Source organism: Streptomyces sp. NPDC018947, assembly GCF_044390505.1.
GTDB lineage: Bacteria > Actinomycetota > Actinomycetes > Streptomycetales > Streptomycetaceae > Streptomyces.
Window position 1 is genome coordinate 1 of the sequence record NZ_JBIRZD010000026.1, and the last position, 25,585, is coordinate 25,585.

The 25,585-nt window shown below is 68.2% G+C and carries 13 protein-coding genes and 4 pseudogenes; 8 read left to right on the forward strand and 9 right to left on the reverse strand.

The genetic code is table 11. The features are described 5' to 3' along the window. Window positions 1-950: 950 nt before the first annotated feature. From ACH499_RS33435 to ACH499_RS33445, 3 genes are all read left to right on the forward strand, one after another. Window positions 951-2,369, forward strand: a complete 1,419-nt coding sequence (locus ACH499_RS33435; RefSeq protein WP_399020709.1) for a hypothetical protein — start codon at window positions 951-953, stop codon at window positions 2,367-2,369. Window positions 2,370-2,537: 168 nt separating this feature from the next. Next, complete coding sequence (locus tag ACH499_RS33440) at window positions 2,538-2,771, forward strand: DUF6207 family protein (RefSeq protein ID WP_399020711.1); 234 nt, start codon at window positions 2,538-2,540, stop codon at window positions 2,769-2,771. Window positions 2,772-2,934: 163 nt separating this feature from the next. After that, on the forward strand, window positions 2,935-4,035 hold the full coding sequence (locus ACH499_RS33445; RefSeq protein ID WP_399020713.1) for a hypothetical protein: 1,101 nt from the start codon (window positions 2,935-2,937) through the stop codon (window positions 4,033-4,035). A gap of 697 nt (window positions 4,036-4,732) precedes the next feature. On the opposite strand, the gene ACH499_RS33450 is transcribed toward ACH499_RS33445, so the two are convergent. Continuing rightward, window positions 4,733-5,716 (reverse strand): ABC transporter permease, encoded by a 984-nt coding sequence (locus ACH499_RS33450; protein ID WP_399020715.1) that lies wholly within the window; start codon window positions 5,714-5,716, stop codon window positions 4,733-4,735. A gap of 106 nt (window positions 5,717-5,822) precedes the next feature. Between ACH499_RS33450 and ACH499_RS33455 the strand changes: the two genes are divergently transcribed. Further along, window positions 5,823-6,446 carry a TetR/AcrR family transcriptional regulator gene (locus ACH499_RS33455; RefSeq protein ID WP_399020717.1) on the forward strand — a complete coding sequence of 208 codons (624 nt, stop codon included), beginning with the start codon at window positions 5,823-5,825 and terminating at the stop codon, window positions 6,444-6,446. 43 nt (window positions 6,447-6,489) lie between these two features. Further along, window positions 6,490-6,673: pseudogene (locus ACH499_RS33460) on the forward strand (IS630 family transposase); the annotation flags it as partial. 19 nt (window positions 6,674-6,692) lie between these two features. Here ACH499_RS33460 and ACH499_RS33465 read toward each other — a convergent pair. Continuing rightward, window positions 6,693-7,435 (reverse strand): annotated as a pseudogene (locus ACH499_RS33465) (IS5 family transposase); the annotation flags it as partial. 428 nt (window positions 7,436-7,863) lie between these two features. Between ACH499_RS33465 and ACH499_RS33470 the strand changes: the two are divergent. Further along, window positions 7,864-8,337, forward strand: coding sequence for a lamin tail domain-containing protein (locus tag ACH499_RS33470; RefSeq protein WP_399020719.1), 474 nt, complete (start codon window positions 7,864-7,866; stop codon window positions 8,335-8,337). Window positions 8,338-8,515: 178 nt separating this feature from the next. Here the strand turns inward: ACH499_RS33470 and ACH499_RS33475 are convergent, their stop codons facing one another. The 3 genes from ACH499_RS33475 to ACH499_RS33485 form a co-directional block, all read right to left on the reverse strand. Next, window positions 8,516-8,887 carry a hypothetical protein gene (locus ACH499_RS33475; RefSeq protein WP_399020721.1) on the reverse strand — a complete coding sequence of 124 codons (372 nt, stop codon included), beginning with the start codon at window positions 8,885-8,887 and terminating at the stop codon, window positions 8,516-8,518. Between the two features lie 36 nt (window positions 8,888-8,923). After that, window positions 8,924-9,583 carry an HNH endonuclease family protein gene (locus ACH499_RS33480; protein ID WP_399020722.1) on the reverse strand — a complete coding sequence of 220 codons (660 nt, stop codon included), beginning with the start codon at window positions 9,581-9,583 and terminating at the stop codon, window positions 8,924-8,926. A gap of 340 nt (window positions 9,584-9,923) precedes the next feature. Then, the gene (locus ACH499_RS33485; protein WP_399020725.1) at window positions 9,924-10,625 is read right to left on the reverse strand and encodes a restriction endonuclease; all 702 of its coding nucleotides are present in this window, start codon (window positions 10,623-10,625) and stop codon (window positions 9,924-9,926) included. A gap of 1,428 nt (window positions 10,626-12,053) precedes the next feature. Here ACH499_RS33485 and ACH499_RS33490 point away from each other — a divergent pair. Next, window positions 12,054-12,338, forward strand: a complete 285-nt coding sequence (locus tag ACH499_RS33490) for a hypothetical protein (protein ID WP_399020728.1) — start codon at window positions 12,054-12,056, stop codon at window positions 12,336-12,338. A gap of 10 nt (window positions 12,339-12,348) precedes the next feature. After that, window positions 12,349-13,365 (forward strand): helix-turn-helix domain-containing protein, encoded by a 1,017-nt coding sequence (locus ACH499_RS33495; protein ID WP_399020730.1) that lies wholly within the window; start codon window positions 12,349-12,351, stop codon window positions 13,363-13,365. 194 nt (window positions 13,366-13,559) lie between these two features. Here ACH499_RS33495 and ACH499_RS33500 read toward each other — a convergent pair. From ACH499_RS33500 to ACH499_RS33515, 4 genes and pseudogenes are all read right to left on the reverse strand, one after another. Beyond that, window positions 13,560-13,850 (reverse strand): annotated as a pseudogene (locus ACH499_RS33500) (transposase family protein); the annotation flags it as partial. Between the two features lie 296 nt (window positions 13,851-14,146). After that, window positions 14,147-14,584, reverse strand: coding sequence for an SUKH-4 family immunity protein (locus ACH499_RS33505; protein WP_399020732.1), 438 nt, complete (start codon window positions 14,582-14,584; stop codon window positions 14,147-14,149). Window positions 14,585-14,665: 81 nt separating this feature from the next. Next, window positions 14,666-21,219: pseudogene (locus ACH499_RS33510) on the reverse strand (RHS repeat-associated core domain-containing protein). 126 nt (window positions 21,220-21,345) lie between these two features. Next, complete coding sequence (locus ACH499_RS33515; protein ID WP_399020734.1) at window positions 21,346-24,954, reverse strand: LamG domain-containing protein; 3,609 nt, start codon at window positions 24,952-24,954, stop codon at window positions 21,346-21,348. Between the last annotated feature and the right edge of the window lie 631 nt (window positions 24,955-25,585).

The window sequence follows — 25,585 nt, forward strand, 5'->3', positions numbered from 1 at the left end:
CCGGTCCGGGAGCAACGGCTCGATCCGCGCCCACTGCGCATCAGTCAACGGCACACACGGACCAACGACCGGCTGATCCAAACGAAACTGCCTAGCCGGCCTCCCTGCTCGGCCCGCCGCCTCTCACGCATCAGGTGGCGCTGAACTCGTGGGCAGGCCCTCCGCGCCATTCCACCCACTGCGGGTCGTCCACGATGGCCTCGGGTCGGCGACGCCGGCGCCCTCGAGGAACACGACCAGGACATGGTCGCTGTAGGCGGTCCCGAGGATCTCGTCCCGGCCGCTGCTGTGCACGGTGACCCTCCGGCCCCCGTCGGGGAGGGCCGGTGCACAACAATCGGCGCGCTGGTCACGCCTTCCAGCGTGCCTCCGGACCCGTGGGTGGTGCGAGACGAGCTGGTGGATGTCAACGGGAGACCTGTCTGGCGCCTATCAGGGGCGATCCCTGGTTGTCCCGGCCCTGTCCCGCCCGTCGGGGGCCCCCTCGGGGGGCGGCGCCGTTCTGCCTCCTTGTATCCAAGAGCCCACGTACTTCGGCTCGCTGTGAAGGTGAATACCTGCCCCGGAGGTACTGACGCGTGCGGTTTGCATCGCCACGGCACCGCCGGTGACGGAGGAATCCAATGCACAGACGCTGTGGAGGGGCCGGAGCAGCCGCCCGGGTCAGACCGCGGCGGCCTGCTTCCCCAGCGCAGGCGAGCGGAAAGGCGGGACCGTCCCCACCGCGCGCAGATGCTCCCAGTTGAGCTCCGGGTGGTCAGGAACGACCGACGGACGCCGTGGTGTAGAGCGCGACGCCGACGGTCCCGGCCGGGCTCGTGCTGAAACCGCGGGGAGCGGACGTTACTTCGTCCGCTTCTCCCCGGGGTGTCAGACCCGGGGGCTAACCTGTGCCGATCATGAATGCAGGTGACCGGGCCTGGCGCTCGGATGCACTGGAGGGGAAGCACATGAAGCTGAGACGCATGGCCGTCCTTGCGGCTGCCGCCGTGGTCGGCCCGACCGTCCTCACGGCCACGCCCGCACTCGCCCAGGAGAACCCGCCGGTCGAGGTACCGGACTCGGCGCCCAAGGAGGGGGCGGAGTCCGGCGGCGACGTCGTCTCCGCGGGCTTCACCGAGGGTCCGAAGATCTGGATGCGGGACTGGCAGGTCCCGACGAGCTTCGAGCCCGGCGGGAGCTTGCACGAGCTGACCGTGCTGGTCAACAACGGGGACCGTGCCTCGGTATCCGGTTACGTCCCGGCCCTCGGCATCTCCGAGGAGACCGGCGCGCTGAAGTCCTCGGACATCACGGCCGAGGTGCAGGGTTCGGACGGCAGGTGGCGTCCGGCGGCGCTTCGCCTCGACCGCGGGCCCAAGGTCTTCGAGGTCGAGTTCGGAAAATTCGACGTCGCCTCCGACGGCGAAATGTATCTGCACGTGCGGATCGGTTTCACCTCCGACGCACCGCAGGTCCCGATCGAGCTGTACACCACGGGCCAGGGCAGCAGTGCGGACGGCAATGTCGTGTCGGCCGCGAACTGGTACAACAGCGCGATCGGGGATGCCGCGCCGGACGGCGAGAACGGGGAAGGCCAGGTCGACAACGAAGGCGCGAAACTGACACTGGACGGCGTCCCGGCCTCCGGCTTCATAGCCGGGGCTGACTGGACCGAGCTGACGATGCACGTCGACAACACGGGCCTGCAAGCCGTCGACGAGTACGGGTACGCCGTCGGTCTGAACATGACACGCGGTTTGGGGCAGGGCGCCTGGCTCAAGGCCTCCCAGATCAAGATCGAGGCCTACGGCCTGGACGACAACGGCGTCGAGGGCTGGTACCCGCTCGAGGTCGAGGGATCGGAAGAGTTCTACAGCATGACCGTCGGCGGGCTTCCGCTCGACGCGGACGAGAAGACCGAGGTCAAGCTGCGGATACGCTTCACCGAGGACGCCGCGCCGGGTCCCCTGGAGCTCCACACGGTCGGCTTCACCTACCACGAGGGCACGGACTCGTGGTCCACGTCCGAGCCGATGACCTACCTCACGAAGATCGTCGCGGCGTCCCTCCCCGGAGGCAGTGAGCCTGACGACACCTCGGGCAGTGGCGACCACACAGGTGGTACGGGGAACGACACCTCCGGTCTTGGCGACCACACAGGTGGTACGGGGAACGACACCTCGGGCAGTGGCAACCACACAGGTGGTACGGGGGACGGCACCTCCGGCAGTGGCAACACCCCGACCGCCGCCGGAGGCCAGCTCGCCCAGACCGGCGCCGACGCCGCCACCACCTGGGCCATCGGCGGCGCTGCCCTGTCCCTCGCCATGGGGGCGGTCTTCGTCGCCGGCACCGGCAGGCACCGCCGCCCCACCCAGGAGGCATAGGGTTCGGGAGGTCAAGCGACCCCCGGTCGGCCGCCTGCGGACTGCTGAACGCCGCCTCGCCCCGCGACCGTCGACCTGCTAGGTGGGCGGCAGCGAGCGGGGCGCTCGCTCGGGTGAATGCGGACGCTCGCGCGAACTGCCGTCGCCGTGGGGTGCGTCGTGCCGGTCATGGAAGCGATCAACGATGCGCACGTGTCTGAGCCCGGTCTGGTCGTCGTCGACGTCGCCGCGGCCGACGACGAGACCGCCTTCGCCTTTCATGCGGCGCTGGCCGCACAGTGGGCGACGACGTCTGTGGAGCGCACGACGCGGGACGCGGGCCAGGCGGGTGTGCGTCTGCGCTGCTACCTCGACCTACGCCAACCGATCAACCCGCCCGGCTCCCGCGGCGGGCCCTGGTAGGAACCCGGGCCAGTGGGGTGTTCGTCTCCCTCGCGCTCACGCCGAGCCGTAGGCGTGACAGGTGATGCTCCGCTGTCGTCGCTGTCTCGCCAGCGGAGGAAAAACGCGTTGGCCGGTGAGCCGTGTGCTGCGACGATGCCCCTGTTTCTCCAACGGAGGGTATTTGTTCGTTTTTCTGTGTGCTGGCTGCGGGGCCAGGCTGACCGTCCCGCTGTCGCAGGTCGCACTGCCGGCCCACGCTCATCAGAAGTACGGGAACGGAATCCAGCTACCGGTGCTCATGGAGTCGGGCACGTTCGCCGTGGACCCGGAGCCCTGGGGGCCGCCGTGGCGGCGGTGGGAAAAGATCCATCCCGAGGAAGCGGCCGCCCGCGGTGTCCACGCACCGGTGTTCGCCCTCTCCGACGGCGCGCCTGGCGCGGTCGTCATCGCGCCGGGCGACGCCAGCGGCACGGTGCTGATTGCGGACAGACGCGCAGGCGGCTACTGCTGCGGCCTCGACGGCGCCGACGGCCCCAACGTGGCGTGCGTGGAGTGTTCCCTGCCGGTGGCGAGCCGGATCGACGACTGTTCGCTCTGGCAGGCGATGTGGCTCGCCCCGAACGCCGTACGCCGCGTCCCTGCCGACGGCGCCGACGCCGCGCCGCTTTCCTGGTCCGAGCTGATGGAGGCAGGGAAGGCCACGCCCCCGTTCGAGCCGAGCGCCACATGGGGGTCAAGGATGGGGGCCGGCCACTGGTCGAACTACTGGTGGTCGTGGAGCCCGCAGTGGGAAGCGGCGGCAGGGCAGGCGCTCGCCCACCTGCTGGCGGCGTCGCAGGGCCAACCGGTGACCGTCCCGGACGGCTTGGCCGGGCGAGTCTTCCAACGCGCGCTCGACGCCCTGCTGCCCCCAGGTGGGCCGGCGCGGCGCGCCGCCCTGGCCGGACCCCGACTGCCCGCTCCCAGCGAAGACGTTTCCATCCTCCTCGTGCCGTCCCATCCTCAGACGGGGAAGACCTGGGCCCCGTCCCTCCCAGCGCCGTACCTGGTGCCGCTGCCGTTCGGGGTGTGGCTGTGGCTGGCCTTCCCCAAACCAGCGCCGCCCGAAGGGGTCCGTAGCCTTCACGTCCGCTGGACGGTGAGTGGATCGGTGGCCGGCTGGCAGGCGGGGCGGTTGCGGCTGGCTCCGGTGGCGGGGGCGGTGTCCCGTTCGGGTGGCAGGCGTGTGTCGTTGCTGTTCAGGTCGTCCAGGCGGTCGCGGTCGGCGCTGGTCACCCAGTAGCGGTGCACCTTGGTCCCGGCGCGGAACTGGATGGGCACGAAGGTGCCGGCGGCGGTCTGGCGGACCATGTCGTCGAAGAGGACGTCGCGGGGTTTCGGGGTGGAGTGGGCCTTGCCGCAGCGGCGGATGCCGTGGGGGCAGGGGTAGAGGGCGTGGGTGTCGCAGTGCCAGAAGTCGAGGACGCGGAAGCCGGAGACGATGCGGAGGTCGCCGTTGCGGGCGACGATGTGGGCGGGGAGGTTGTCGCTGCGGGTCCAGTGGGTGTCGTTGCGCTGGGCGTAGGCGGCGCCGTCGGTGTGCCAGGCCGGGGTGATGCCGTTCTTGGCGGCCTTGGCGGCGCGGGCGCGGACGCCGCGCAGGCCGCTTTCGTCGATGGTGGACAGTTGGACTTCCAGCCGATGCGGCGGCCGTCGGCTCCTTCTACGAGGGTGTCGGTCTGGATCCAGGTGCGTCCGACGCGGGTGCGGACCTCGCTGTCGCCGCTGAAGCCGCCTTCCTCCGCGGCGCGCAGGATGCGTTCCTGGTAGGCCTTGTGCTCGTCGCTCATCGGGGCGGTGTGGCGTTCTTCGTCTTCGCGGCGTTCGTGGACGGCTTCGCGTCGGCCGCCGCGCATGCGCAGGTGCATGCTCTGCGGACCGTCGGCACCGTCGGCGTCCTTGGTCGTGGTGATCCACGAGCGCCCACGGCCTGGTCGGCCTCAGACGGGGCTTGCCGCGGGCCGCAACTCGAGGGAGTCGTTCCCGCCGGGGGCGTGGCGGCGCTTGATCAGCGCGCCGAGCCAGATCAGGGACAGCCCCAACAGGCCCCAGATGCCGAGGGTGACCAGAGGTCCGCCGACTGCGTTGCCGTCGAAGTAGGAGGCCGAGCGGAGTAGCTGGCCACCGGCGCCGGGCGGCAGCCACTGACCAAGAGTGGCTGCCGGTTCGGGCAGGAGCTCTGGGGCGGTGGAAACGCCGGAGAACGGGTTGCCGAGCAGCATCAGCACCAGCGCGCCCAGGCCGATTCCGCCGGTGCCGAGCAGCGCCGCCAGGCCTGTGACCGTCGCGCCGCCGGCCAGGGCAACGAGGGCGAAGGCACCGGCCTCGGTCCACCAGTCCCCGGCCAGCGCGCCGAGCCAGCTGTGCGCAATGCCGGCGGCGACGAGCCCGATCGCGCTGGCGGTTCCGAGGACGGCGGTCGCGGCGCGGGTGCCGCGCAGGCCGAGTACGGTGACGACACCGCCCATGGCGATTCCCGCCAACGTCATGGGCAGCACGCTGGCGTTGAGCGCGGTGCCGCGTGGGTCCTCCTCGGGCAGCGCGACGACATCCTTCGTCGGCATGGGCCGGCCGCCTTGTTCGCCGATGGCATCGGTGAGCAACTGCGCCACGGCCGGGCTGGCGGCGGAGGCGGTCAGCAGCTGCGGACCCTGCTGGCTGACCACGACGGCGCCGTAGATCTCGCGCTTTTCGATGGCGGTGCGGGCGGCGGCTTCGTCCGCGTAGGGGTGCACCTCGAAGGCGCCGTCGTGCTGCTCCAGCTCCGTCTTGACTGGTGCGGTGGCCTGGGCGGGCCCGGCGACGCCGAGTGGCAGGTCGCGTGGTTCGAGGCGGGCGTTGGGCCACAGGAACGCCCACAGGGCAAGTGCGATCACGGTGGGGACCAGAAGGACAACGGTGATCACGCTGCGTCCGTGCGACATGGGATGCCTCGCCCACTCAGAGAAGGATCGTTCGTTTTACAATTCTCACCTTGGGCCGGGCTGGAGTTGCTTGTCAAGAAGGAACGTTCGTTTTAGCGTGGCGGACATGGCACGTGTATCCCAAGCGCACCTTGACGCCCGACGGCAGCAGATCATCGCCGGCGCCCGCCGCTGCTTCACCCGCAACGGCTTCCATGCCACGTCCATGCAGGACGTCTTCAAGGAGACGGATCTGTCGACCGGCGCCGTCTACCGCTACTTCAACAGCAAAGACGAACTGATCCAGGCGGTAGCCGCCGAGGCGTTCACCTCGATGCGCGATGCCTTCGCCAGCGCCACCCGGGAGACCCCGATACGCCCGCTCGACGAGGTGCTCAGCGACGTGTTCAGCCGTGTGCTGGAAGAGCAGGCACATCAGGCAGGCGCCGAGAGTACCGGCGCCTTCGCCGAGCTGATCCTGCAGGTGTGGGGTGAATGTTTGCGCAGCGAACCGCTCGCCATCACCCTCCGGCGGGGGTACGAGGACATGCATGTGGTGTGGAGCGAGCTGGTCCGGGCCTACCAGGAAGCAGGCCAGCTGCCCACCAACGTCCCCACCGACCACGTCGTACGCACCCTGATGGCCTTGGTGCAGGGCTACATTGTCCAGCAGGCCCTGTTCGGCGACGCCAGCAGCGCGATGCTACGCAACGGACTGCACACTCTGATGACGGCGAACGCTGACACCTAGTCTTCTGAGTCAGGAATTCCCTTCAGATACGTAAGGTTGCCTGGTGGCGCGTACTGGGCGGCCGAAGGCCGAGTTGATCCTGTCGGATGCGGAGCGGGCCGCGCTGGAGGGATGGATGCGGCGCCGTTCCACTCCGCAGGCGTGGGCTTTGCGGTGCCGGATCATCCAAGGACGTGGCCGCCCAGCTCGGGTCGACAGCGCATGCGGTGGGCCGCTGGCGGAAGCGGTTAGGACTTGTCCGGGCGATCACGTGCGAAGCCAGATGACGAGGGCTGCCGCAGTGACGGTGCCGAGGTAGACGTACCCGCGCTTGTCGTAACGGGTCGCGACCGCACGGGAGTTCTTCAGCTTGTTGATCGCTCTCGACGGTGTTGCGTTTCTTGTACCGGTCCTCGTCGAAGCCTGGTGGCCGACCGCCGCGTGATCCCTTGCGCAGGCGGGCGGCCTGGCTGTCAGTCTTCTCCGGAATCGTGTGCCGGATGCCGCGTCTGCGCAGAAAGTCGCGGCATGGGCCGTTGCTGTATGCCCTATCGGCGGCCAAGCTGTCGGGTTTCTTGCGGTGCCTGCCTCGGCCGATCCGCGGGACTCGGATCTTCTCCAGTACGGCTATGAACTGGGTGCAGTCCGCCCTCCGCCCTGGTGCGACGATCAGGGACAACGGGCGGCAGCAGCCGTCCGCGCTCAGGTGGATCTCGCTGGTGAACCCGCCCCGCGAGCGGCCCAGGCCCTCACCTCCAGCACCACCTCCACCAGCCGGGCGACAAGGCTCTGCCACGGCGTCTCGTCCTGGTGTTCCCCTGGCCCATCCCCCTTTGAGGAAAGGGCTGGTGCGGATTGGTGCGAGCGCCGGCCGCGTGCTGGTGGGCGCGCACGATGGTGGAGTCGACCGAGATGTCCCAGTCGACCTCACCGGCCGCGTCCGCTTCAGCCTGGACCTGCCGAAGCAGGCGCTCCCAAGTCCCGTCGGCGGACCACAGCCGGTGGCGTTCGCGGGGAAATGCAGGTGCAAGGCCTGCCCGGCGCTCCATCCAGTCCCGTCCCCGGCATCTCGGGGGTGGGACTTCTTCACATCTGCTGCCGGTCGCGGTGCGAGGGGCTGTTACTCACGATCGGGTGAACGCCGCAGGACGGGTGGGGTGGTGTGGCCTGGCGTTTCGGGCCGTGAGGCCAGTGCTGGAGCGGGCTCTGGCTGTGAGCAGGCGTCAATCCGGCGCGTTCGCGACTTAGGTGGATTTTGCAGGCGAGTGTCACGGTGGGATGGGGGCTCGGTAACAGCGTTCACGTCGTCTCCGCGTGCCGGTCGCCGGGTGGGCAGGGTGTGGCTGCGCGGCCGACCGGCAGCGCATGCACCACGCACCACCCGGCCACCGTCTTGATGCCGTGCGGCTGGGGTGCCCGTACCGAGCAGGGGGACCCTGTGTCGAAGTCCTTCACCGCCCGCCGTCTGACCGCCGCCGCTCTTGCCGTCGGGGCGCTGACCGCGGCCCTCGCGGTGCCGGCCACCGCGGCCGACCACCACCGGGCGCCGCGCCCGAACGTGGAGATCAGCGACGTCCAGTACGACTCCCCGGGCCGTGACGACCGCTCCAACCGTTCCCTGAACGCGGAGTGGGTGGAGATCACCAACAACACCCGCCGCGCAGTCGACCTCGACGGCTGGACCCTCAGGGACGAGGCCGGCCACCGCTACACCTTCCACGACTACCGCCTCGAGGGCCGGTCCACGGTCCGCGTCCACACCGGCCGGGGACACGACACCCGTACCGACGTGTACCAAGACCGCCGGACCTACGTGTGGAACAACAACTCCGAAACGGCCACCCTCCGCAACGACCGCGGCCGGTTCATCGACTCCGAGTCCTGGGGCCACCGCCACGGCGGCCGCCGCTGACACACCCGGGCGGTGCCGGTGAACCCCACCGGCACCGCACCGTGCGGCACACCCTCCCCCACGGCCGGGGACGGCGTGCCGCACGGCCGCGAAGCGGTTCCTCACCGACTCCTACAGCGCGCCCCCGAGGAACGTCATGACCACGGGGCTCGTGGCGCGCCGCGGGGCCGTGCGGGTTTCAGGGGATCATCACGCAGTGGTTCTCGATGACCCGGCTGCCGCGGTCGAGGCCGCCGCAGACGGCCAGCCTCGGGTACGCCCTGACCTCCCGGTTGACGACGAACCGCCACCGCGAGACGTTCACCTTGCTCCCCCGGTAGTCACCGACGAACGCACGCAGCGTCCCCGGCAGGCCGTCCCTCGTGGTAACGGTGACGTCCTGAACGTAGTCGCGGCCCTGGTATGCGGTCGCGACGCAGATGTAGGTGCCGCAGGTCGACTTCACCTCGGCACTCGCAGGCGCCGCGGTCACCAGCAGCAAGCCGCCGGCGGCCGCGAGCGCGGCCGTGACCGTGGAGATCCGCAGTCGTGTCCTTCGTGCTGTGGTCATGAGCCTCTCCTTGTTCGCGTTCACTGGCCCCCCCGGTTACGGGACCGGCTCGTACGTCACGGTCTGCTCCGGGCAGCCGGCCGCCACCTCCACCAGCGCTGCGATCTCAGCCTCGTCCGCCGACAGAGTCCAGCGGAGCTTCGTGCCCACCCACTCGGCCACGTACCGGCAGTGCACCCCGGCCGCCGGCGGCAGCCACTGGGCCGGGTCCTGATCAGCCTTCGACCGATTCGAGCGGGCAGTCACCGCAACCAGACTGGCCAGTGCGCCCTGGTCGTTGGCGTACGCCTCACGGCGCTGCGCCGACCAGGCGGAAGCCCCGCTGTCCCAGGCCTCGGCGAGCGGCACCATGTGGTCGATGTCCAGGCCGGAGGCCGACGTCACCCGGACCTGGTCGTAGTACGACCACCAGCTGCCGCCAGCCAGGCGGCACCGCGGCCCGACGGTGGGCGGTTCGACGGCCTCGTCCAGGAGGACCTCGTTACGGGTGGAGCAGCCGTCCACCGGATCGTCCCCGGTGTTCCAGTGACGGAACGCGTCGCGGGTGTAGCCCTCCCGGGACTCGTCCGCCACCGGCAGGGCAGCGACCGCATCGGACAGGGATACGGTTTCCGCCGCGTGGGCGGGAGTGGTGGTGGTGAGGGGCAGGACAGTGAGGAAGGCGGCGGCCAAGCCGCGCCGCACAGAGTTGAGCATGCACCGTTGATAACGGCCCGCCAGGGGGCGCTGACCGGCCTTCGACGAGTGCGCCGCCCGTGTGAGTGCAATCGTCGTACCGGCACAGACCGCTGGTGGCCTTCTGCGCGGTGTTGGCGACGGGGGTGCCGTGGCCAGGCTGGGGGCAGAGCCAAGGCGTCCCACACAGGCACTCAGAGTGCAGGATCTGGATGGGGTGTCGCCGAGATACGGGCCAAAGGGGCAATTGGCAGGAACGAACTTGGTTCCCTACCTCTGCCCGGTGACAGACAGGGCAGGGCGGGCGTTTGAGGCGGAACCAGCGAGCGAACAGGTCCTCTACTGACAGGACCCAGCGCGGTCAGCTCAACGGCGCTGCTCGGCGCGGGGGCGGCACCGCCCGCAGCAGTTCCCACAGCGGACGGGAACCAGACGCCCATACGGCGAGCATCTGGCGGTCGACAACGTGCAGCCGCTGCTGCTTGGCGAAGGCCACGGCCGGGCCGGTCACCCGGCCGTTCGTGACGATGACCGCGACGTCCGCCCCGTGCACCTGCCGGGCCGTCCCGTTGAGTACCTGCAGATCAGGCGTGCCCACCGGCGAGCCCTGAGCCCCGTTACGGCGGTGCTTGCACTGGATCACCCAGCGCCGCCCGAAGGGGTCCGTGGCCTTCACGTCCGCACCCAGATCACCACGGCCGCCGACCCGCTGGGCATCCCGGCAGCCGTCCCGCTGCATCAGGTCCCGTATCGCGTCCTCGAACCGGGCGTGGTGCAGTGCGTCCAGCTGGGGCAGCCCGTAGCGCAGGCCCTGCGCCTGCACCGCCTCCCACTGGGCCCGCTGCTGTCGGTTGTAGAGCCGGACGGCGCCCGCCAGGACGGCGAGCACCAGGGTCACGACGAGGACCCACCAGTGCGTCAGCAGCCAGTTGACCACCATCACCGCCAGGCCGATGGCGGCCGCCGCCACCACGGCGAAGGCGATCAGCTGTGCGTCCCGCTGCTGCTGCCTGCGGGTGGTTCGCCGGCTGCGCCGCCGCGTGGGCGGCCGCCGCCGGGTCACCGCTCCCACCGGATCGGGTACGACACCGTGGGACGCGGCTGGGGTGCCCGCGCGGCGGGGGCGCCGTCGAACCGGATCGGGTACTGAACCGTGGTCCGCGGCCGCGGAGTCTCCCCGTCCCCCGCTGAGACGTTGCTGTTGCCCAGCCCGACCACGGCTAAGGCCACCACCCCGAAGATCATCGTTTCCCGTTTGGCGCCCGGAGCCCACCGCGAGTACCCGCGAACCGGTGTCCCGTCAGAGCGCACGTACGGCCGTACCCAAGGCATACAAGCCTCCCCCGCGTAACAACTCCCCGCACACCGGCCCATGCTGACAGGAGGCACTGACAACGCGTCAGCACATCAGCACTCAAGGTGATCAAGGAAGGGGAGAACAGGCCAGGTCAGGGAAGAGGTGGAGCTCTGCCCCACCCAGCCACCCTGCGGAGGGTTGTGTGCGGCGGGACGGCTCTTCGGGTGCGGGTCCGTGGGTGGTGGAGATGACCCGGCAACCGTCTACTGACCATCCGCACCGCGTGCAGGGTGTCACTCACTGGCTGGTCGCCCGTGCCAGACGGCGGTCGAGCTCACCGTCGGGCTCCCGCTCCTCAGTGGCCGTGCCACCCCGCGGGACTGCGGTGGGCTCCGGCTCGGCTGGGGGGTTGCGGGATACGAGGTCGCGTGCGGCGTCCAGGGCCGCAGCGGCGCCGGTACCGGCGGCATGGCCGCAGCAGGTAAGTGCGTGTTCGAGTGGGCCGTCCACAGCTCGCCCTTGTACAGCGCTTCCCGGTCCAACAGTGCGGCCAGCCCTTCCACCGGCGGCCTGACTGCCCACACAACTGTAGGCCCGCGCCATATGGCGCGGGCCTACAGTTGTGATCAGCGCGTGGGCCCGAATCTCCCGCGCACTTCTCTTGGTTGTCGAGCTAATGGCACCGTCACGGCCAAGCGACGGTCCTCAGCTCTGCGCGGGCCGCGCGCCAATCGCGACCCAGATGTGTCCCCGGATTGATTGTCAGCAGCAATTCAGGGCATCGCTCAGCGAGGCCGTCTTCACGGACCGCCTTTTGCGACGTACTCATGGTCTACCTCGCAGGACGGCGAAGTCGCGTCGAGAAGCTGGACAGCCCGTGAGCCAACCCCTTGCTCGTGACAGGAGCTGCAGTTCAGAGCGTCGGTGGGCGTCAACTGCAACTTGGACGGCTTCTGAGCCAACGCATCGGCCGTTGGTGAAACGCCCGGTGTTCCTGGAATCGTTAGCTGTGGTGTGGTCCCCAAGTCGTCCCAACGGACTGTACGCCAACGGCCCGTGACCGCAAGGACCACCCGGATCCACGATCGCAGGCGGGATGCCTCGCCAAGGCCTCCCGCGATCCCCCGATTCGACTTCATGTCAGCAGCACAGAGGGGGTGGCCCAAGGGGCCACCCCCTCGGACAGGAATGGCCATGACCATCAAGAAGAACCACGTGGGGCCTCCCCCCGTCCCCACATCACCCCCTGCAGCGGGCTTCGGCATGCCGCAGGCACTGGTGATCCTCGGCTTCCTCACCGCGGCCGTCGTTCTGCGCCTGGCCGCCCAGGCGAGTGTCCAGGACACGGTCGTACTCCTGACCGTCGCCGGCGGCGTCAGCATCCTCGTGATGCTCGCCGCCGGCTGCCACGGCCGCTCCCGGCGTCAGATCGTACGACGCCTACTCAGCGCCGTACTGGCGCCCGGCTCGGGAAACTGAAGGGGGACCTGTGGCACGCCCAGAAGCCCCCGTCGACCACCAGATCCCGGAACTCGGCGCCCTCGCCGAGAGCCTGCGCGCCTTGCGTCGACAGGCTGGCCTGACATACACCGAACTGGCCAAGGAGTCGTGCTACTCCGCCGCGACTCTGAAGCGCGCCGCCAGCGGGAAGCACCTTCCCGCCCTTGGCGTGACGGTCCAATACACGACCCTTTGCATGCTCCTTGGCCCGCTCCTGGACCCCAAGGCCGGTCCGGAGATCATGACCTTGTGGGACAGCGCGGACAAGGCGGTGAACAGGGCGCGCATGGATGCACGTCGCTCAACCGTGCTGCCCAAGCCGCAGTACGTCCGCGACGAGGCCGATCTTTCAGGAGCGCTCCGGGACGTATGGTCCTGGTCGGGTCGCCCTTCCACCCGGTATGTGGAGAAGGCCTCGAAGGGCCAGGTACCACGTACAACGGCCAACGTCATCTCCACCGCACACGCCGTCCCCAGGGACTTCCGGCAGTACGCCGCCTACCTTCGGGTATGTGGCGTCACGGGAAGAGCGCTGGAGCCGTGGTTCCGGGCCTGGTTCAAGATTAGGGGCGTCCCCTCTGTTCCACAGTCCGTCTTCACGGCTCTCCAGGATGATCTCGACGCTCAGGCGGCCTACGTCGACGTTCACACGCAGGTCTACGGATCCGCCGCTTCGGTTGTCGAGGTACTGGGACGGGTCGCCGCCGCCAACCACGACCGGGGCAAGGCCGCCCCCCAGTGGCAGCGTCAGTTGCAGCGGGAGACACGCTCCGCCAGGAACCGGCTGTCGCGCGACGAGATCCTGCCGCTCCTGTGGGCCGCGAGCGGGAAGCGGCATGCCGGGTACCCGGCGCATGTATGCAACGAGCTACCGCTGAAGAAGCACGCTTCCCCGGACGGACGGGACGCCAAGCACCGGTCGAACCGCGACGTGGCCAAGTACCTGCTGAGTCGCGACATGGGCCTGTTGGTGCAGTACGGCCTCTTGAAGACAGTCGGCGCCTAGGCGGGGTACGGGCCGGATCACGTCCTGCCCGTACGGCGAATGGCAAGGACGGTCGAGTAGCGGCCACCCGTAGGAAGCGACTACCACCCGAGCGTCCGGGGCGCCGGCAGCTTCATCGCTGACCGTCCCGGACAATGAGGAGGGGCTCCACTCCTCACTGCAGACGGATTGTCAGGGACACGCATGCGCCAGCGCTGACCTGCCGCCGTCCGGGCCGCCTCCGCAAGACTCGGGGCGAGGGCGGCCAGGAGTTCGACGGCCTCGGTGATGTACCGGTACGCGGTCGTGGTCCCGATGCCGAATCCGGCTGCGAGCTGGGCGTAACGGGTGGCCGTTGCGGAGGTGGGCGAGCGTGAGCAGGGCCTGCCGGCCGGGGCTCAGGCGCCGCCAGCGGGTGCCGAGCTCCCGGCGGCGCGGCGGAGCTTGGCGGACAGGAAGCGCAGGGCAGAGCTGGACACGTCGATGCCGGACGGGTAGACAAGCACACGAAGCCTCTGGTGGAGACGGTTCTTCTTGGTCGAAAACCCATCTACCAGGGGCTTCACAGTCTGTCAGCCCAACTGCCCATCCGAAACGGCAGGTTGGAAAGGGCTCAGTGCTTCCGCCCCTATGGCCAGCCGACGCTGACGCTCGTCCAGATGCGGCAACAACACCTGGAACTTCGCCGCCAGAACGGCCTCGATCCCCTCCGGTCTCCCCATACCAGACCAACGAGCCCCACAGCTGGAAGCCACGACTTGTTTCCCGGCAGGCCCTTAGGGAACCGGATAGCACTGGGGCATCATTCGTGGAAATTACCCATCGAGACATCCCAGCGAAATTCATACCAGTACGCACCCTCGCGATATGCACTCAAGTCAACCTCGCGGATAACATCTTCTACCCTTTGCGCTCCAGCTTCCCACTCGTCAACGTCAGATTCTTCACCATAGAACGGGAAAATCTCACCCAATCGGACAATACATTGAGTGAAACGAGGAAGTGATGTGTTCACCAATTCGACATCTTGCGGACTCATGCCGTACAGCACCTCTTGTGAAGCCTCATTGAAGTACATCGAAGAATTCAGTCCGAATACACCGAAGCGGATCAGATTCCTACCATGGGTCGATTCCACCGGCTCCGCCTCGTCAAGCGCCCTGTAAGAGAAGAACTCTTTTGGTACGGTCAGTTCCGTGCCACTGTGCGCGGCTACGAGGGTGACGAGCTGAGTCTCCATAGAATGCTCCAGACAGTAGAACCCGGCGATGGTGAGGGCCTGCACTGAGATACAAGCCCTCACCATTACATCACACTCAGGTCACTTCCCCTTGAACAGTTTCGAGATCTCGACTGCAAGATCCTTAGACGTCTTCGCCCTGCCAGTGTCACCAATCCCATTCCACGGGAATGACCAGCTCACATTCTTCACGCCAGCGTTCCTCAATTGGCTGGCACAATTATGACCGGTAGCACAGGGTTCACGCTCCGAGTAAACCGCCACAATCTTCCTTTTCCCCGCCCTTTGCAGCAAGTACTCCTCGGAATGGAGCGTCGAGTCAGAATGGGCAACCATAGTCGTTCCGTCCTCTAGCAGAGCAGCCGCATAGTTGCCATTTCTCTTATTGTCGATAAGGCGCTGAAGTTGCACCGCTTTACCAAGATGGCCTTCGCCGTAAGGTATCTGCCCTACGAGCTCGATTGCTTCGTCGATGAGCTCGGCAGCCCTCTTGGCGTCGCGCCCTTCCCCTAGAAGCTTCCCGAGCTTTTTCAGTTTTCCAGCTGGCAGGAATCCAGCCGCGATCATTCCACAAGCCAGCGCCTCATATTGAGAACAGGATTCAATGTCCTCCGTGTCGGGCGTGACGGCGTTTTTCCACGCCTGATAGTTCTCATTAAGGCCGCATTTGACGTCCCAGAAGCCGCAATCACTGTGGAAGAATTGCTTAAATCCGCACTTGACGTCCCAGAATCCGCACCCCGGGTCCGCTGGGGCCGCGTACTCCACGCTTCCACCGCTACCTACTCGCGCGGTGCCACCTACCGACGTCGGCGTATCTGAAGATTCACGGTTGTCGACAACTGGACCTCTGTCTTTAATTCCACCGTTCCCGCCGGGGCCGCATTCGTTCCATCCGCCAACGCAGTCGGCGAGTCTGGTCCCGGTGGGATCCGAGTAAGTAAGGGGATTGTTAGCGGCGTAGCTGTACCCGTTGAGGGTTTGCGGTTCGTCGGTTTCAAGCAGTGGATCGACCGAGATGAACTGACCAATGCTGGGGTCGTATTCGCGGGCGTCGATGTGAGTAAGGCCGGTGGTGGCGTCACGGGTTTTTCCGAGGAACCCCTTGTCGTCGGGCCAGGGTCCGTACAGCGGTTTGCCGCGGTCTTCGCCGAAGGGCGTGGTGTAGCGCTTGGTGAAGGTGAGGGCGTCGTCGCGGTTGATGGCCAGGTGGGAGGTGCCGTGGTGGTCGCTGATGAGGTAGGTGACCTTGGATGGGCCGCCGGTCTGGTTGGAGCGCATGGCGGCGGTGATGCCGTCGGCTGCGTAGTAGCGCTGGGCCCAGGTGGTGCCGTCGGCGCGGAGGTGGAGTTCGGTGGCGCCGGCGTAGAGGATGCGTTCGCCGTTTTTGGTGGCGCGGATGAGGAGGGTGCCGTCTGCGCCGTAGAGGTAGTCGGTTGCCTGGTCGTTCTCGGTGAGGCGGGTGAGCTTGCCTTCTTCTGACCAGGTCAGGTCCTGCGTCGTGCTGGCGGTGGCGCCGGGGCGCTTGGTGGTGTTGCCGGTGGTGTCATAGGTGTAGGTGCGTTCGGGGGTGGTGCAGTCGGTTTTGGTGGTGGTGCCGGTCAGGGTGTGGGGCTGTTTGGTGTTGGTGTAGCAGTAGGTGGTTTTGGTGGTGGCGGTGCTGGTGTGCTGTGTGTGGGTGGTGCGCTGGCCTGCGGTGTTGTAGGTGTAGCTGGTCCAGTAGGGGGCCGGGCCCGCCAGTGCGGTGGCGCTGGGGGTGTCGGTGCACTTCTGGGAGGTGGGGGTCCAGGCTTCGGTCAGGCGCTGGTGGGCGTCGTAGGTGAAGCATTGGGTGTCGGCGCTGGTGGTGCCGCCGAGGGTGGTGGCGTCGCTGATCTGGGTGACGTTGCCGGCCTGGTCGTAGGTGTAGTAGAGGTCTTGCGGCCAGTAGGAGTGGGTGTTGTCCTTGACGTAGCTGTGGGTCAGGCGGCCTGTGCCGGTTTCGAATTCGTTGGCGACGACGACGCTGGTGCTGCCGGTGGCCCGGGTCAGCTTTTGTGGTTGGGCCAGGGCGGAGTACTCGATCGCAGTGAGGTAGGTGCCGATCGAGGTCAGGTTGCCCAGGTCGTCGTACGTGTACGTGGTGTCCTCGTCTTCAAGGCCGCCGAGCGCAGGTTCCCTGGTCCGCTCCACCGCGCCGGGGGTGTTGTAGGCCGTCTCGAACTTGAGCGTGGCGGGCTGTCCGGCTGTGACGAACGGGTCGGTGGCCGGCAGCCGCAGTTCGGTGTGGGAGGCCCGGCCCATGGTGTCGTAGGCGGTGACGGCCTGGGTGTAGGCGGCGCCGTTCTTGCCGCCGACGTAGCGGGTGGAGGTGGTGGGCTTGCCCTTGAGGAGGGTGTCGTAGGTGTAGCCGGTGAGCTGGGTGGCGTCGGTCTTCGAGCCGGCCCACGTGCCGGTGAGGCGGCCGAGTCCGTCGTAGGCGCTCAGGATCGACTTGCCGCGGGAGTCGGTGGCCTTGATGACCTGGTCGAGGGCGTTGTACTCGGTGGTCGCCTTGCCCATGTCGGGGTCGTTCGTGCTTGTCTGGCGGCCGAACAGGTCGTAGCCGTAGGACCAGGTGGCGCCATCGGGTCCCTTGATGGTCGTCTGCCGGCCGTCGAGGGCGTAGGTGAACTTGGTGGAGGCGAAGCCGGGGCCGGGGCCGGTGCCGAACTCTGCGTCAGCGGGGATGGCCCCGGCGTAGGAACGGGTTTCGGTGGTGCGGCCGCGGATGTCGGTGATGGTGCGTTGTGCGGAGCCGCCGTCGAGGGCGGTGGTGGCGGTGGAGTCACCGGTGTAGCTGGTGGTGGTGGCCCACTTTTTGACGCCGTTGACGTACAGGGTGCTGGTGGTGGGCCGGCCGGCGCCGTCGAAGACGGTCACGGTCTGCTGGGGTCCGCGGCCGTACTCGGAGCGCGTGTAGGTGCTATTGGGGGTGCTGGTGTTGTCGAAGATGTCCGCGTGCGTCTCGTAGGCCAGGCCGCGGGTGTCGTACCGCGTCTCGGTGAGCAGTCGTCCGCCCTCGGGGGTCGGTGACTGGGTCTGCAGCGGGCGCAGGAGCGAGTCGTAGAGCGCGTAGCTCGTGTTGTAGGTGTCGGCCTTGTTGGTCAGCGTGGAGGACGACACCCAGGACGGATTGCTGTTGTCGAGGTGATAGGCGAACTTGACGCTCGGTCCCAGGCTGCTGGCGCGGTTGGGCAGCCACACGCCGGTGACCCGGCCGAGCGCGTCGTACTTCTGCTCGGTCCGCTTCAGGTTGAAATCGAGGCTGCGCAGTAGCAGGCCGCGGCGGGGGTCGAGGTAGCTGACTGTGCGGTACTCCATGGGGTCGGTCGAGGGTGTTCGGGTGGTCGTAAGCGTTCGGGTGAGGGGGCCTTCGCTAGCGGGGGTGTAGGCGGTGGAGGTGGTGCTGCCGGCGGTGTCGGTGACGGTCAGGGGGCGGCCGAGCGCGTCATAGGTGGTGGTGGCGGTGGTCTGCCAGCCGGAAGGCAGACGCTGGCCGTCGGTTGCGGCGGTGGTGGCGTAGCCGGTGGCGCGGCCGGTCCAGGTGACCTGGCCCTTGGTGGGCTTCTGGGTGGCGAGCCAGGTGGTGGCGCCTGATGTGTCGTAGACGGCCGCGGTGTCGGCGAGGACGTCGCCGGGTGTGCTGCTGGTGGCGGGCAGGCTGAGGCTGCTGTCGGTGATGGAGCACTGCTTGGCGACGGTGCGGGTGCGGGAGACGAGGCTGGTGATGCCGGCGTCGGGGTTGCGGGCGTACCAGGTGCGGGTGCAGGTTTCGTCGCCGCCCACGCCGGCCTGGCCGTAGTCGTCGGCGGTGGTGATCATGCCGAGGTCGTCGTACTGGCTGGCGGTGCTGTGGGTGCGCCACTTGGCGGCGGCGGTGAGGTAGGTGCTGGTGTAGGTCGAGGAGGTGCGGACCCACCGGGCGATGTGGGCGGCGGCGTCCGGGGCCGTTTGAGTGGCGGTGTTCTTGTAGGTGTAGTTGTGGAAGACGCTGCTGATGGGCTGGCTGCCGTTGTAGGTGATCTGCTGGCGCAGCAGGCCCTGCCACTGGTCGCTGTCGTTGGCGGCGGCGAAGTCGATGTCAGTGTCGAGCAGTTCGGGCACGGTGACGGACTTGGTGGTGCCGTCCTTGTTCTTGTCGCCGTGCATGCCCTGCAGGTAGAGGGAGACGGTCTTGGAGCGGGTGGTGCCTATGGCGCCGGTGTAGGCGGTGACCTGGCGGTAGCCTCGCCAGTCCGACCAGGTCCGTTCTTCCTTGGGCGTGAAGGGGTCGTCGTTGTGGTGCCAGGCGGCGCCGCTGTAGGAGTAGGCGTACTCCACGGCCGGGTTGTCGGTGGCCGGGTCGTGGGCGCCGACGGCGGTGACGCGGTATTTGTGGAACCAGTCGATCGCCGCGGTCTCGGCGCCGTTGATGTGCCAGTACTGCGGGTAGCAGGTGCGTGTGTTGGTGTCGGGGGCCGCGTTGAGGACCTCGCTGCGTACACATTCCGGCGAGGAGAGCGTCACTGCGGTGATCGCGCCCGTCTCGGAGGTGACGGTGGAGATGCGGGGACGGGTCAGAGGCAGGATGTCGTCGGTGGCGTCGACCCGGTTGGGCCGCATCTGGTAGCTGAAGGTGATCGGGTCGACGGTGATGCTGGTGTCGCCGGCCTTCCCGGTCCGCTTGAGGGACTTGAGGGTGAGGACCTGGTCGGAACTGTCGCCGATGTCACCGCCGTCCATGTACTCCTCGGTCAGAGCCCAGGAGTCCACCGGGTCGTACGCGCTGCTGGTGGCGTTGTAGGAGACGGTGTCGATGCCGGTAAGCCGCTTGCGGGTGAAGAACGAGGGGCCGGCCGCGTTGCATTCGTCGTCCTCCTTGGAGCAGATCGCGTCGAACGGCACGTCCGGCCAGTTCTTTGCGGTGTCCTTGGTGAGGCTGGAGCAGTCGGAGGCGGTGCAGCGTTCGGCGTAGGTGAAGGTGACCTTGGCGTCGGCCTTGTCGGTGAACAGGGCGTCCTTGCGCAGTCCGTACTCGATGCGATTGAGGTAGCCGCCGCGGGTGTAGGGGGTGCTTGCCGTGGTGGCCTTGTTCTTCTTGTAGTAGTTCGATTCCTGGGTGTACCAGTAGGTGGACGCGTTGCCGCGGGTGTCTTCGACGTAGTCGAGGTTCCAGCGCCAGGCCTGGGTCAGGGCCCGGTCGGCGAAGGCGCCACCGGCGCTGTAGCCGGGTTCGCCGGAGTCGTCGCCGAAGACGGTACGGTCCAGGTGGAGTTGGTGCGCTGGGTGTCGGCGCCGTCGAGTTTGTTCTTGCCGAAGACGTACTTGGTGCCGTCGCCGGTGATGATCGTCCAGTATTCGCCGTTGTCGTCGCCGTTGTCCGCGCCGGTGGAGCGGGTCACCGTGGAGGCGTCGTCGTTGGCCAGCCGCCAGGTGCCGGTGGTGTTGTCCTTGACCAGGCGGGTCGACTTGCCGTTGAGGACCAGGCTCGCGTTGTCGTATTTCCAGCACTGGTCGAAGACGTCGTCGTGACCGTCCTCGTCACAGGAGCCGTAGGTGCGGGTGATGTAGGACTCGGTGAGGGAGAAACCCTCACCGACGGTGGTGGTCTGGTTGTTGGTCGTGGCGGTGCGGCCGTCGACACTGCCCGAGTCGTAGGACAGGGACAAAGGTGGCACGGGTCCTGCCGCGGCGGGCGGCATGGTGAAGTCGTGGGACCAGGTGAAGGAACCGGAACTGCCGCCGGCCTGCCAGGACGAGGATTCCGACAGCTTCGTCGCCGAGTAGTCACCCGCCCCCTTGGGCGACTGACCCGAACCCGCCGAGGCCGCGGTCACCGCCAGCACCGTCGCACCCGAGGCGGCACTCTCCGCTTCGCCCAGCAGCTGGGTGGCCGGGCCGTCCTGTGCCGCCTGCGTGAGTGCGACCTGCGCCGAGACGGTCTGGTTCTTCAGGTCGTTGTCCGACGGCAGAGGCGTCTGCGTGCGGCACTCCGCCTTGTGCGGGGTTGTGAGTGCGCAGGTCGGCAATTGCACGATCCGCAGGCGCTGGGACCAGCCACCGCCGATGGCCGAGGCGAACGCGGAGTAGTCGACGCTCAGGCGGGCCGAGCCCGGACTCTGTGCCGCCGCCGTCAGCAGGACACCGGTAACACCTGCCGTGCGGGCCGCCTTCTGATCCAAAACGGTGACCTGCGCATCACCGGACGCTACGGCGGAGGCAGCCGAGGAACGCTGCTTGGTGGACGCTGCCGCTGTCAGCGTGACGGGGACATCGGCCGGTGTTGCGGTGCGCTGCGTACCGGGCTTGAGGGTGACGGACGCGGTGCCGTTCTTCGGCCAGTCGGCTTTCCGCTCCTGCGTCGCCTGCGTGACCTGGGCAGTGTTCGCCTTGCGGTCCTTGGCTACCTTGGCGCGGGCCTCCTTCGCGCCGGGCCCGTCGAATGCCTTGACCTTGGTCGCCGGTGTCCCGAGCACGTCGGGTCGTCCCAGGCCGTCTGGCTCAACGGCCTGCGCCACCTGGGCCAGGCCGGTGGGCACGACGAGTGCCAGAGCCAGCGACTGCGCCAGGAGTCGGCCGACTCTGCGCCGCGCCCCCTCCCCACGCCGCCTTGAGGTGCCTATGCCAAAGACCATGGTTCTCGCCCCACCCAGTTCCTGAGTCACGAAAAGTTCCGCACGCTTGTCGCAGCCCGCAGGGTCTGCTGCTTTTCCCTGCGGTGAGGACAGCCGCCGACGCGGCTGTCCTCACCGGATGCCTCGTCAGTCGCCCACGATGTCGCCGACCTGTTCCGCGGTGGCCATCGCACCGGTCCAGACACGTGCCTCGGCCACACTGGCGGGCAGGAAGTGCCGCCAGGCGTCCTTGGAGAAGCCCTTGCCCAGGGTGAACTCCCCCGAGCCGGCCTTCGCTGTGAACGCCTGCGGCTCCCCGTTGATGTCACGGCTCAGGTAGAGGCTGATCGTTCCCGTTCCCGCCTCGAAGACACCGGTGAGCCGGACCATGCCGTCCAGCATCGCTGCCTCCCTGGAAGCGACCGCGCTGAACGTGCCGTCGGCATTCAGACGGCCGAAGCGCCAGAACCCCTCCGGAACGGTCTTGTCCTCCAGAGTCTCCTCGTCGAACACGATGGTGCTGCCGGTCCGCTCGAACCAGATGCCCCAGGCCGAGCCGTCGGTAGCGCGCTGGCCCAGGACCTGGCCGGCGTAGCCGACCGGCTTGGCCAGGAGCTTGTCCGAGTCGAGGGCGGCCAGGGTCGTGACGGTGAACGATCCGGTGTCGTCGACCACCGGTCCCACGGTCGCGGCCGCGTCGTCCGTGCCGTCGAACACGATCGCCTCGCCGTCCAGGACCGCTCCGCCGGACAGTGTCAAGGAGCGGCCGTAGCCGGAGGTGGTGTCGGGGACGGTGGCGCCGCTGCCGCGGTCGGCCGACCAGTCCGCAACCAGTTCCACCGCCGCGCGGTTCGGTGAGTTCATCAACCGGGCGTCGTCGGCGATGAGGTCGCCGGTCAGGGCTTCCTGCCAGACGGTGACCTCATCGATGGAGCCGGCGAAGTAGTCGGTGTAGGTGTCGCGCCACAGCACGCGGCCGATCTGCAGCCCGCCTTCTGCTGCCCAGGCTTCGGACACCGTGTCGCTGCCCTGCAGTCGGCCGTTCACGTACAGTCTGATCTGCTTCTTCGAGGCGTCGTAGACGGCCGCGAGGTGCGTCCACACCCCGCGTGCGGCCGGCTGAGTCGCCGTCACCTTCTGGTCACCGATGTTGCCGTCCGCGGCGTCCCGGGGCGAGGTGCTCAGCGTCCACGTCTTGTCCTCCTCGCGGTAGGTGAGGTAGAAGCCGCTGTAGAAGGCGCCGTCCTGGCCCAGGACCGTCTGGTTGCGTGCTACGCCCGGCTTGAGCATGGCCCAGGCGGAGACCGTGTAGGAGGCGCGGGTGTCCACCACCGGTGTACTGGTGGCGGCGTAGCCGGTGGTTCCGTTCAGGGCCAGGCCCTTGTCCGTGACGGGGGCCGGGAGTGGGTTGTCCTGGGTGTCGTGGGTGATCACGCCGCGGCGGCCGTGGTCGTCCCGTGCCGCTTGCCCGTACAGGGCCGCGTCGTCGCGGCCGTCGACGGTGGCGGAGTCGACCGCGTTCCCGGAGGCTTCGTCGAAGTGGTAGCGGCCGACCGGGGCCTCTCCGGAGTCCACGAGGAAGTCGGTCACGGACTGCTCGCCCCAGCCGAGGCTGTCCTTGGCCCGCACGTACAGGCGGTACAGGCCTCCGCGGGTGGGTGTGACCTGGGCCGTGGCGGTGGCGCCTGTCAGCTCGGCGGACCACGTCGCGGTCGAGGACAGCTTGTACTGGTAGGCAGCGTTCGTATCCCCCGTGGCAGGCTTGAACGTGAATGTGGCTGTCACCCCGGGTCCGCCGCCGGCGACGCAGGCGTCGCTGGTGCACTTGGTGTACGGGCTGGCGATGGTGACCTGCGGGGCCTTGGGCGCGGTGGAGTCGATCTTGAAGTAGCACCAGCCTGTCGAGGGGCCGTACATGCCCGTGCCATTGTGGTAGGAGAGCGTGTACGCCTGGTGGCGATACAGTTTGCCGTCGGTCAGGGGCGACCAGTCCAGGGTGGCGGACTGCCCGTCGCCGATGTACCCGGTGGAGGGCCGGATCGAGCCGTTGCCGGCGTAGGTGTCCGACCAGCTGCCGTCGGCGTTCTTGTGATCGATGTCGAAGTCGACCCGCAGCTGGGCGTCCTTCTCTCCGCCCGCCTTGGTCTGCGCATAGGCCCGTAGCGTCGGGGTCGGGTCCGAGATGATGGCCGGTGCGGACTCGTTCCTCTCGCAGACGGTGCCCGAGCCCGTCACCACGCCGAATCCGGTGGGCTTGTCCGGAAGACCCACGAAGTCCACCGCGAGGACCGCGTCGTCCTTGAACCGCTTCCAGGCGGCCGTGTCGGACTCGTTGTTCGCGCGGAGCTGCAGGGTCAGCCGGGAGAACTTGCCGGCCGCGAAGTCCCGCACGGTCGGGGTGAGGTTCTCGTTGGGTTCCTCGGGGTTGTCGTTGAACTCGATCGGCGCGTCCGGCGAGTCGGGGTCACACAGCGACCCGCGGCCGGCCGACACCGACCGGTCGACCATCCAGTCCAGTTCCGTCGGGCGCGTGGACCACGTGGTCGAGGAGGAGATGTTGTTGGTGCGCACCAGGTCCACCAGGCGCGGTTCGCACTGGAACGCCCAGGGCTCGGTCACCCGGAAGGTGGCGTCCAGGACCTTCTTGCCCGCGAGGCTGGAGGGCGAGAACTCGAAGTACAGGCGCTGCACATAGCCCGGCCCGCAGTAGTAGCCGTTCCAGGTGCCGCACTTGCCCACGCCCTTGCCCAGGCCGTCGTCGCCGTTGCCCCAGCCGTAGGACTCGTAGCCGTCGCTGCGCAGCAGTGTGCGCTCCGACTCGCCCCAGGTCACGGTCGGGTCGATGAAGACCGGGAACGCGGATGGTGCGGTGGAGGTGAGCATGTCCGCGTCCGGGATGACGGACAGCGAGTCGTGGCCGACCTCGACGTCCATCCGGGTCACCGTGTCGCCCTGGCCCGGTTCCAGACCCGACCCCGACGGTGCCGACTCCGCGGGGTCCGACGGCTCGCCCGTGGCGCCGGGTGCGGGGTCGTCGGTGGTCGCGGTCATCAGCTGGGTCTGGGTGCCGCCGGTGGGGTTCTGGCCGGCGGAGTCCCACATCCGGGCCGGCGGGGCCTTGAAGACCGTCGTCCCGTTGCCGTCGACCGCTGCCAGGTTCCCCGCGGCGCCTTCCCGCACGGCAAGGTTGTGGGTCTCCAGCCCGAAGGTCAGCTTCTTCAGTTCCTCACTGGCTGCCGCTTCGGGGGTCTTCACCACGAGGACGGGCTGGAAGCTCTCCGGTGTCGCGGTGACCTGCAGGTCCACGCCCTGCAGGACCTCCGGATACACCGCGCTCGGCCCCTCCAGGCGCGGAGCGGGCAGGGTGCCCGGCCAGTCCAGCGCCAGCGAGCGGCCATCGTCCTCGATCCGCGCGAGCGGCGCATCAACACCGCCGCCGGAGAACGCCATCTGCACCGCGGCGCCCTTCGGGGCCACCGTGCCGTCCGCCCGCTGCACCAGCGTCGCGTCCGGCTTCTGCCAGCCACCACCCGGCGCCGCGACCCGCACCGGAACCGACGACTCCTCGAGTGTGAACGTGTAGCCGTCCGGGTTCGCGAACACCGTCGTGTTCTCGGTGCGCTGGCCCGTCACCTCGACCCGCTGACCGGACTCCTGCGCCTGCTCGAGCGCCTTCTGCCCCTCCGTCAGCGGCACCGCGGGCGGCGGCTCCTCATCGGCTGCGTAAGCCACCGGGCCCGGCAGCAGAGCAGCCATGACCGCCGCACACACCACCGCGGTCACACCCGCCGCCCGGCTCCCGGACAGCCCGCTATCCGGACGCCCGGCATGACTGCCCCGTCCGGACACCACGGCTCGCCCGCCCCGCAATCGGGTCCACATCCCCGCCACACCCCACCCACAACGTTCACAAAGATTGCCGGGAGTAACTAACCCCTCAACAGAGCGCTACGTCAACGGGCGGTAAAAGGGACAACACCGCTCTCAAGATCACGAAGGCCATGTGAGGAACCCGACGTTTACCAAGGGTTGTATGAAGGATCACGTTTCAGATACGGATCGGATACGACAAGATCACCACCGAAGCCCGATTGTCATCACGACCACCAATGCGCCGGACCCGCCGCATCCCCACCCGGGCCAGGATTCACGTCTGGAGAAAGGCCAGAGGCCGCCGCGGGCTCGGGCGACAAAGGCACGCAACTCCCTGTCCGCCACAACCACCACCCAGCCTCGCGCAACAAGTCCGGCCCCAGGCGTCGGCCTTCTCGGCGATGGTGTGGCCGATCCCGCGTTTTCACAGGTAGGCGCCGAATTCACGAGAGCCGTACCCCTTGCCTGCGAAGACGTGCCCGGGTCAGCAGCGCGAGCGGCCCGGGACCGAGGC

Coding starts and splice junctions, on each gene's coding strand:
- ACH499_RS33455 (WP_399020717.1), top strand. CDS start 5,823: ATGGCACGTGTATCCCAAGCGCACCTTGACGCCCGACGGCAGCAGATC.
- ACH499_RS33505 (WP_399020732.1), bottom strand. CDS start 14,584: ATGGAGACTCAGCTCGTCACCCTCGTAGCCGCGCACAGTGGCACGGAA.
- ACH499_RS33480 (WP_399020722.1), bottom strand. CDS start 9,583: ATGCTCAACTCTGTGCGGCGCGGCTTGGCCGCCGCCTTCCTCACTGTC.
- ACH499_RS33450 (WP_399020715.1), bottom strand. CDS start 5,716: ATGTCGCACGGACGCAGCGTGATCACCGTTGTCCTTCTGGTCCCCACC.
- ACH499_RS33475 (WP_399020721.1), bottom strand. CDS start 8,887: ATGACCACAGCACGAAGGACACGACTGCGGATCTCCACGGTCACGGCC.
- ACH499_RS33435 (WP_399020709.1), top strand. CDS start 951: ATGAAGCTGAGACGCATGGCCGTCCTTGCGGCTGCCGCCGTGGTCGGC.
- ACH499_RS33490 (WP_399020728.1), top strand. CDS start 12,054: ATGACCATCAAGAAGAACCACGTGGGGCCTCCCCCCGTCCCCACATCA.
- ACH499_RS33515 (WP_399020734.1), bottom strand. CDS start 24,954: ATGGCTGCTCTGCTGCCGGGCCCGGTGGCTTACGCAGCCGATGAGGAG.
- ACH499_RS33440 (WP_399020711.1), top strand. CDS start 2,538: ATGGAAGCGATCAACGATGCGCACGTGTCTGAGCCCGGTCTGGTCGTC.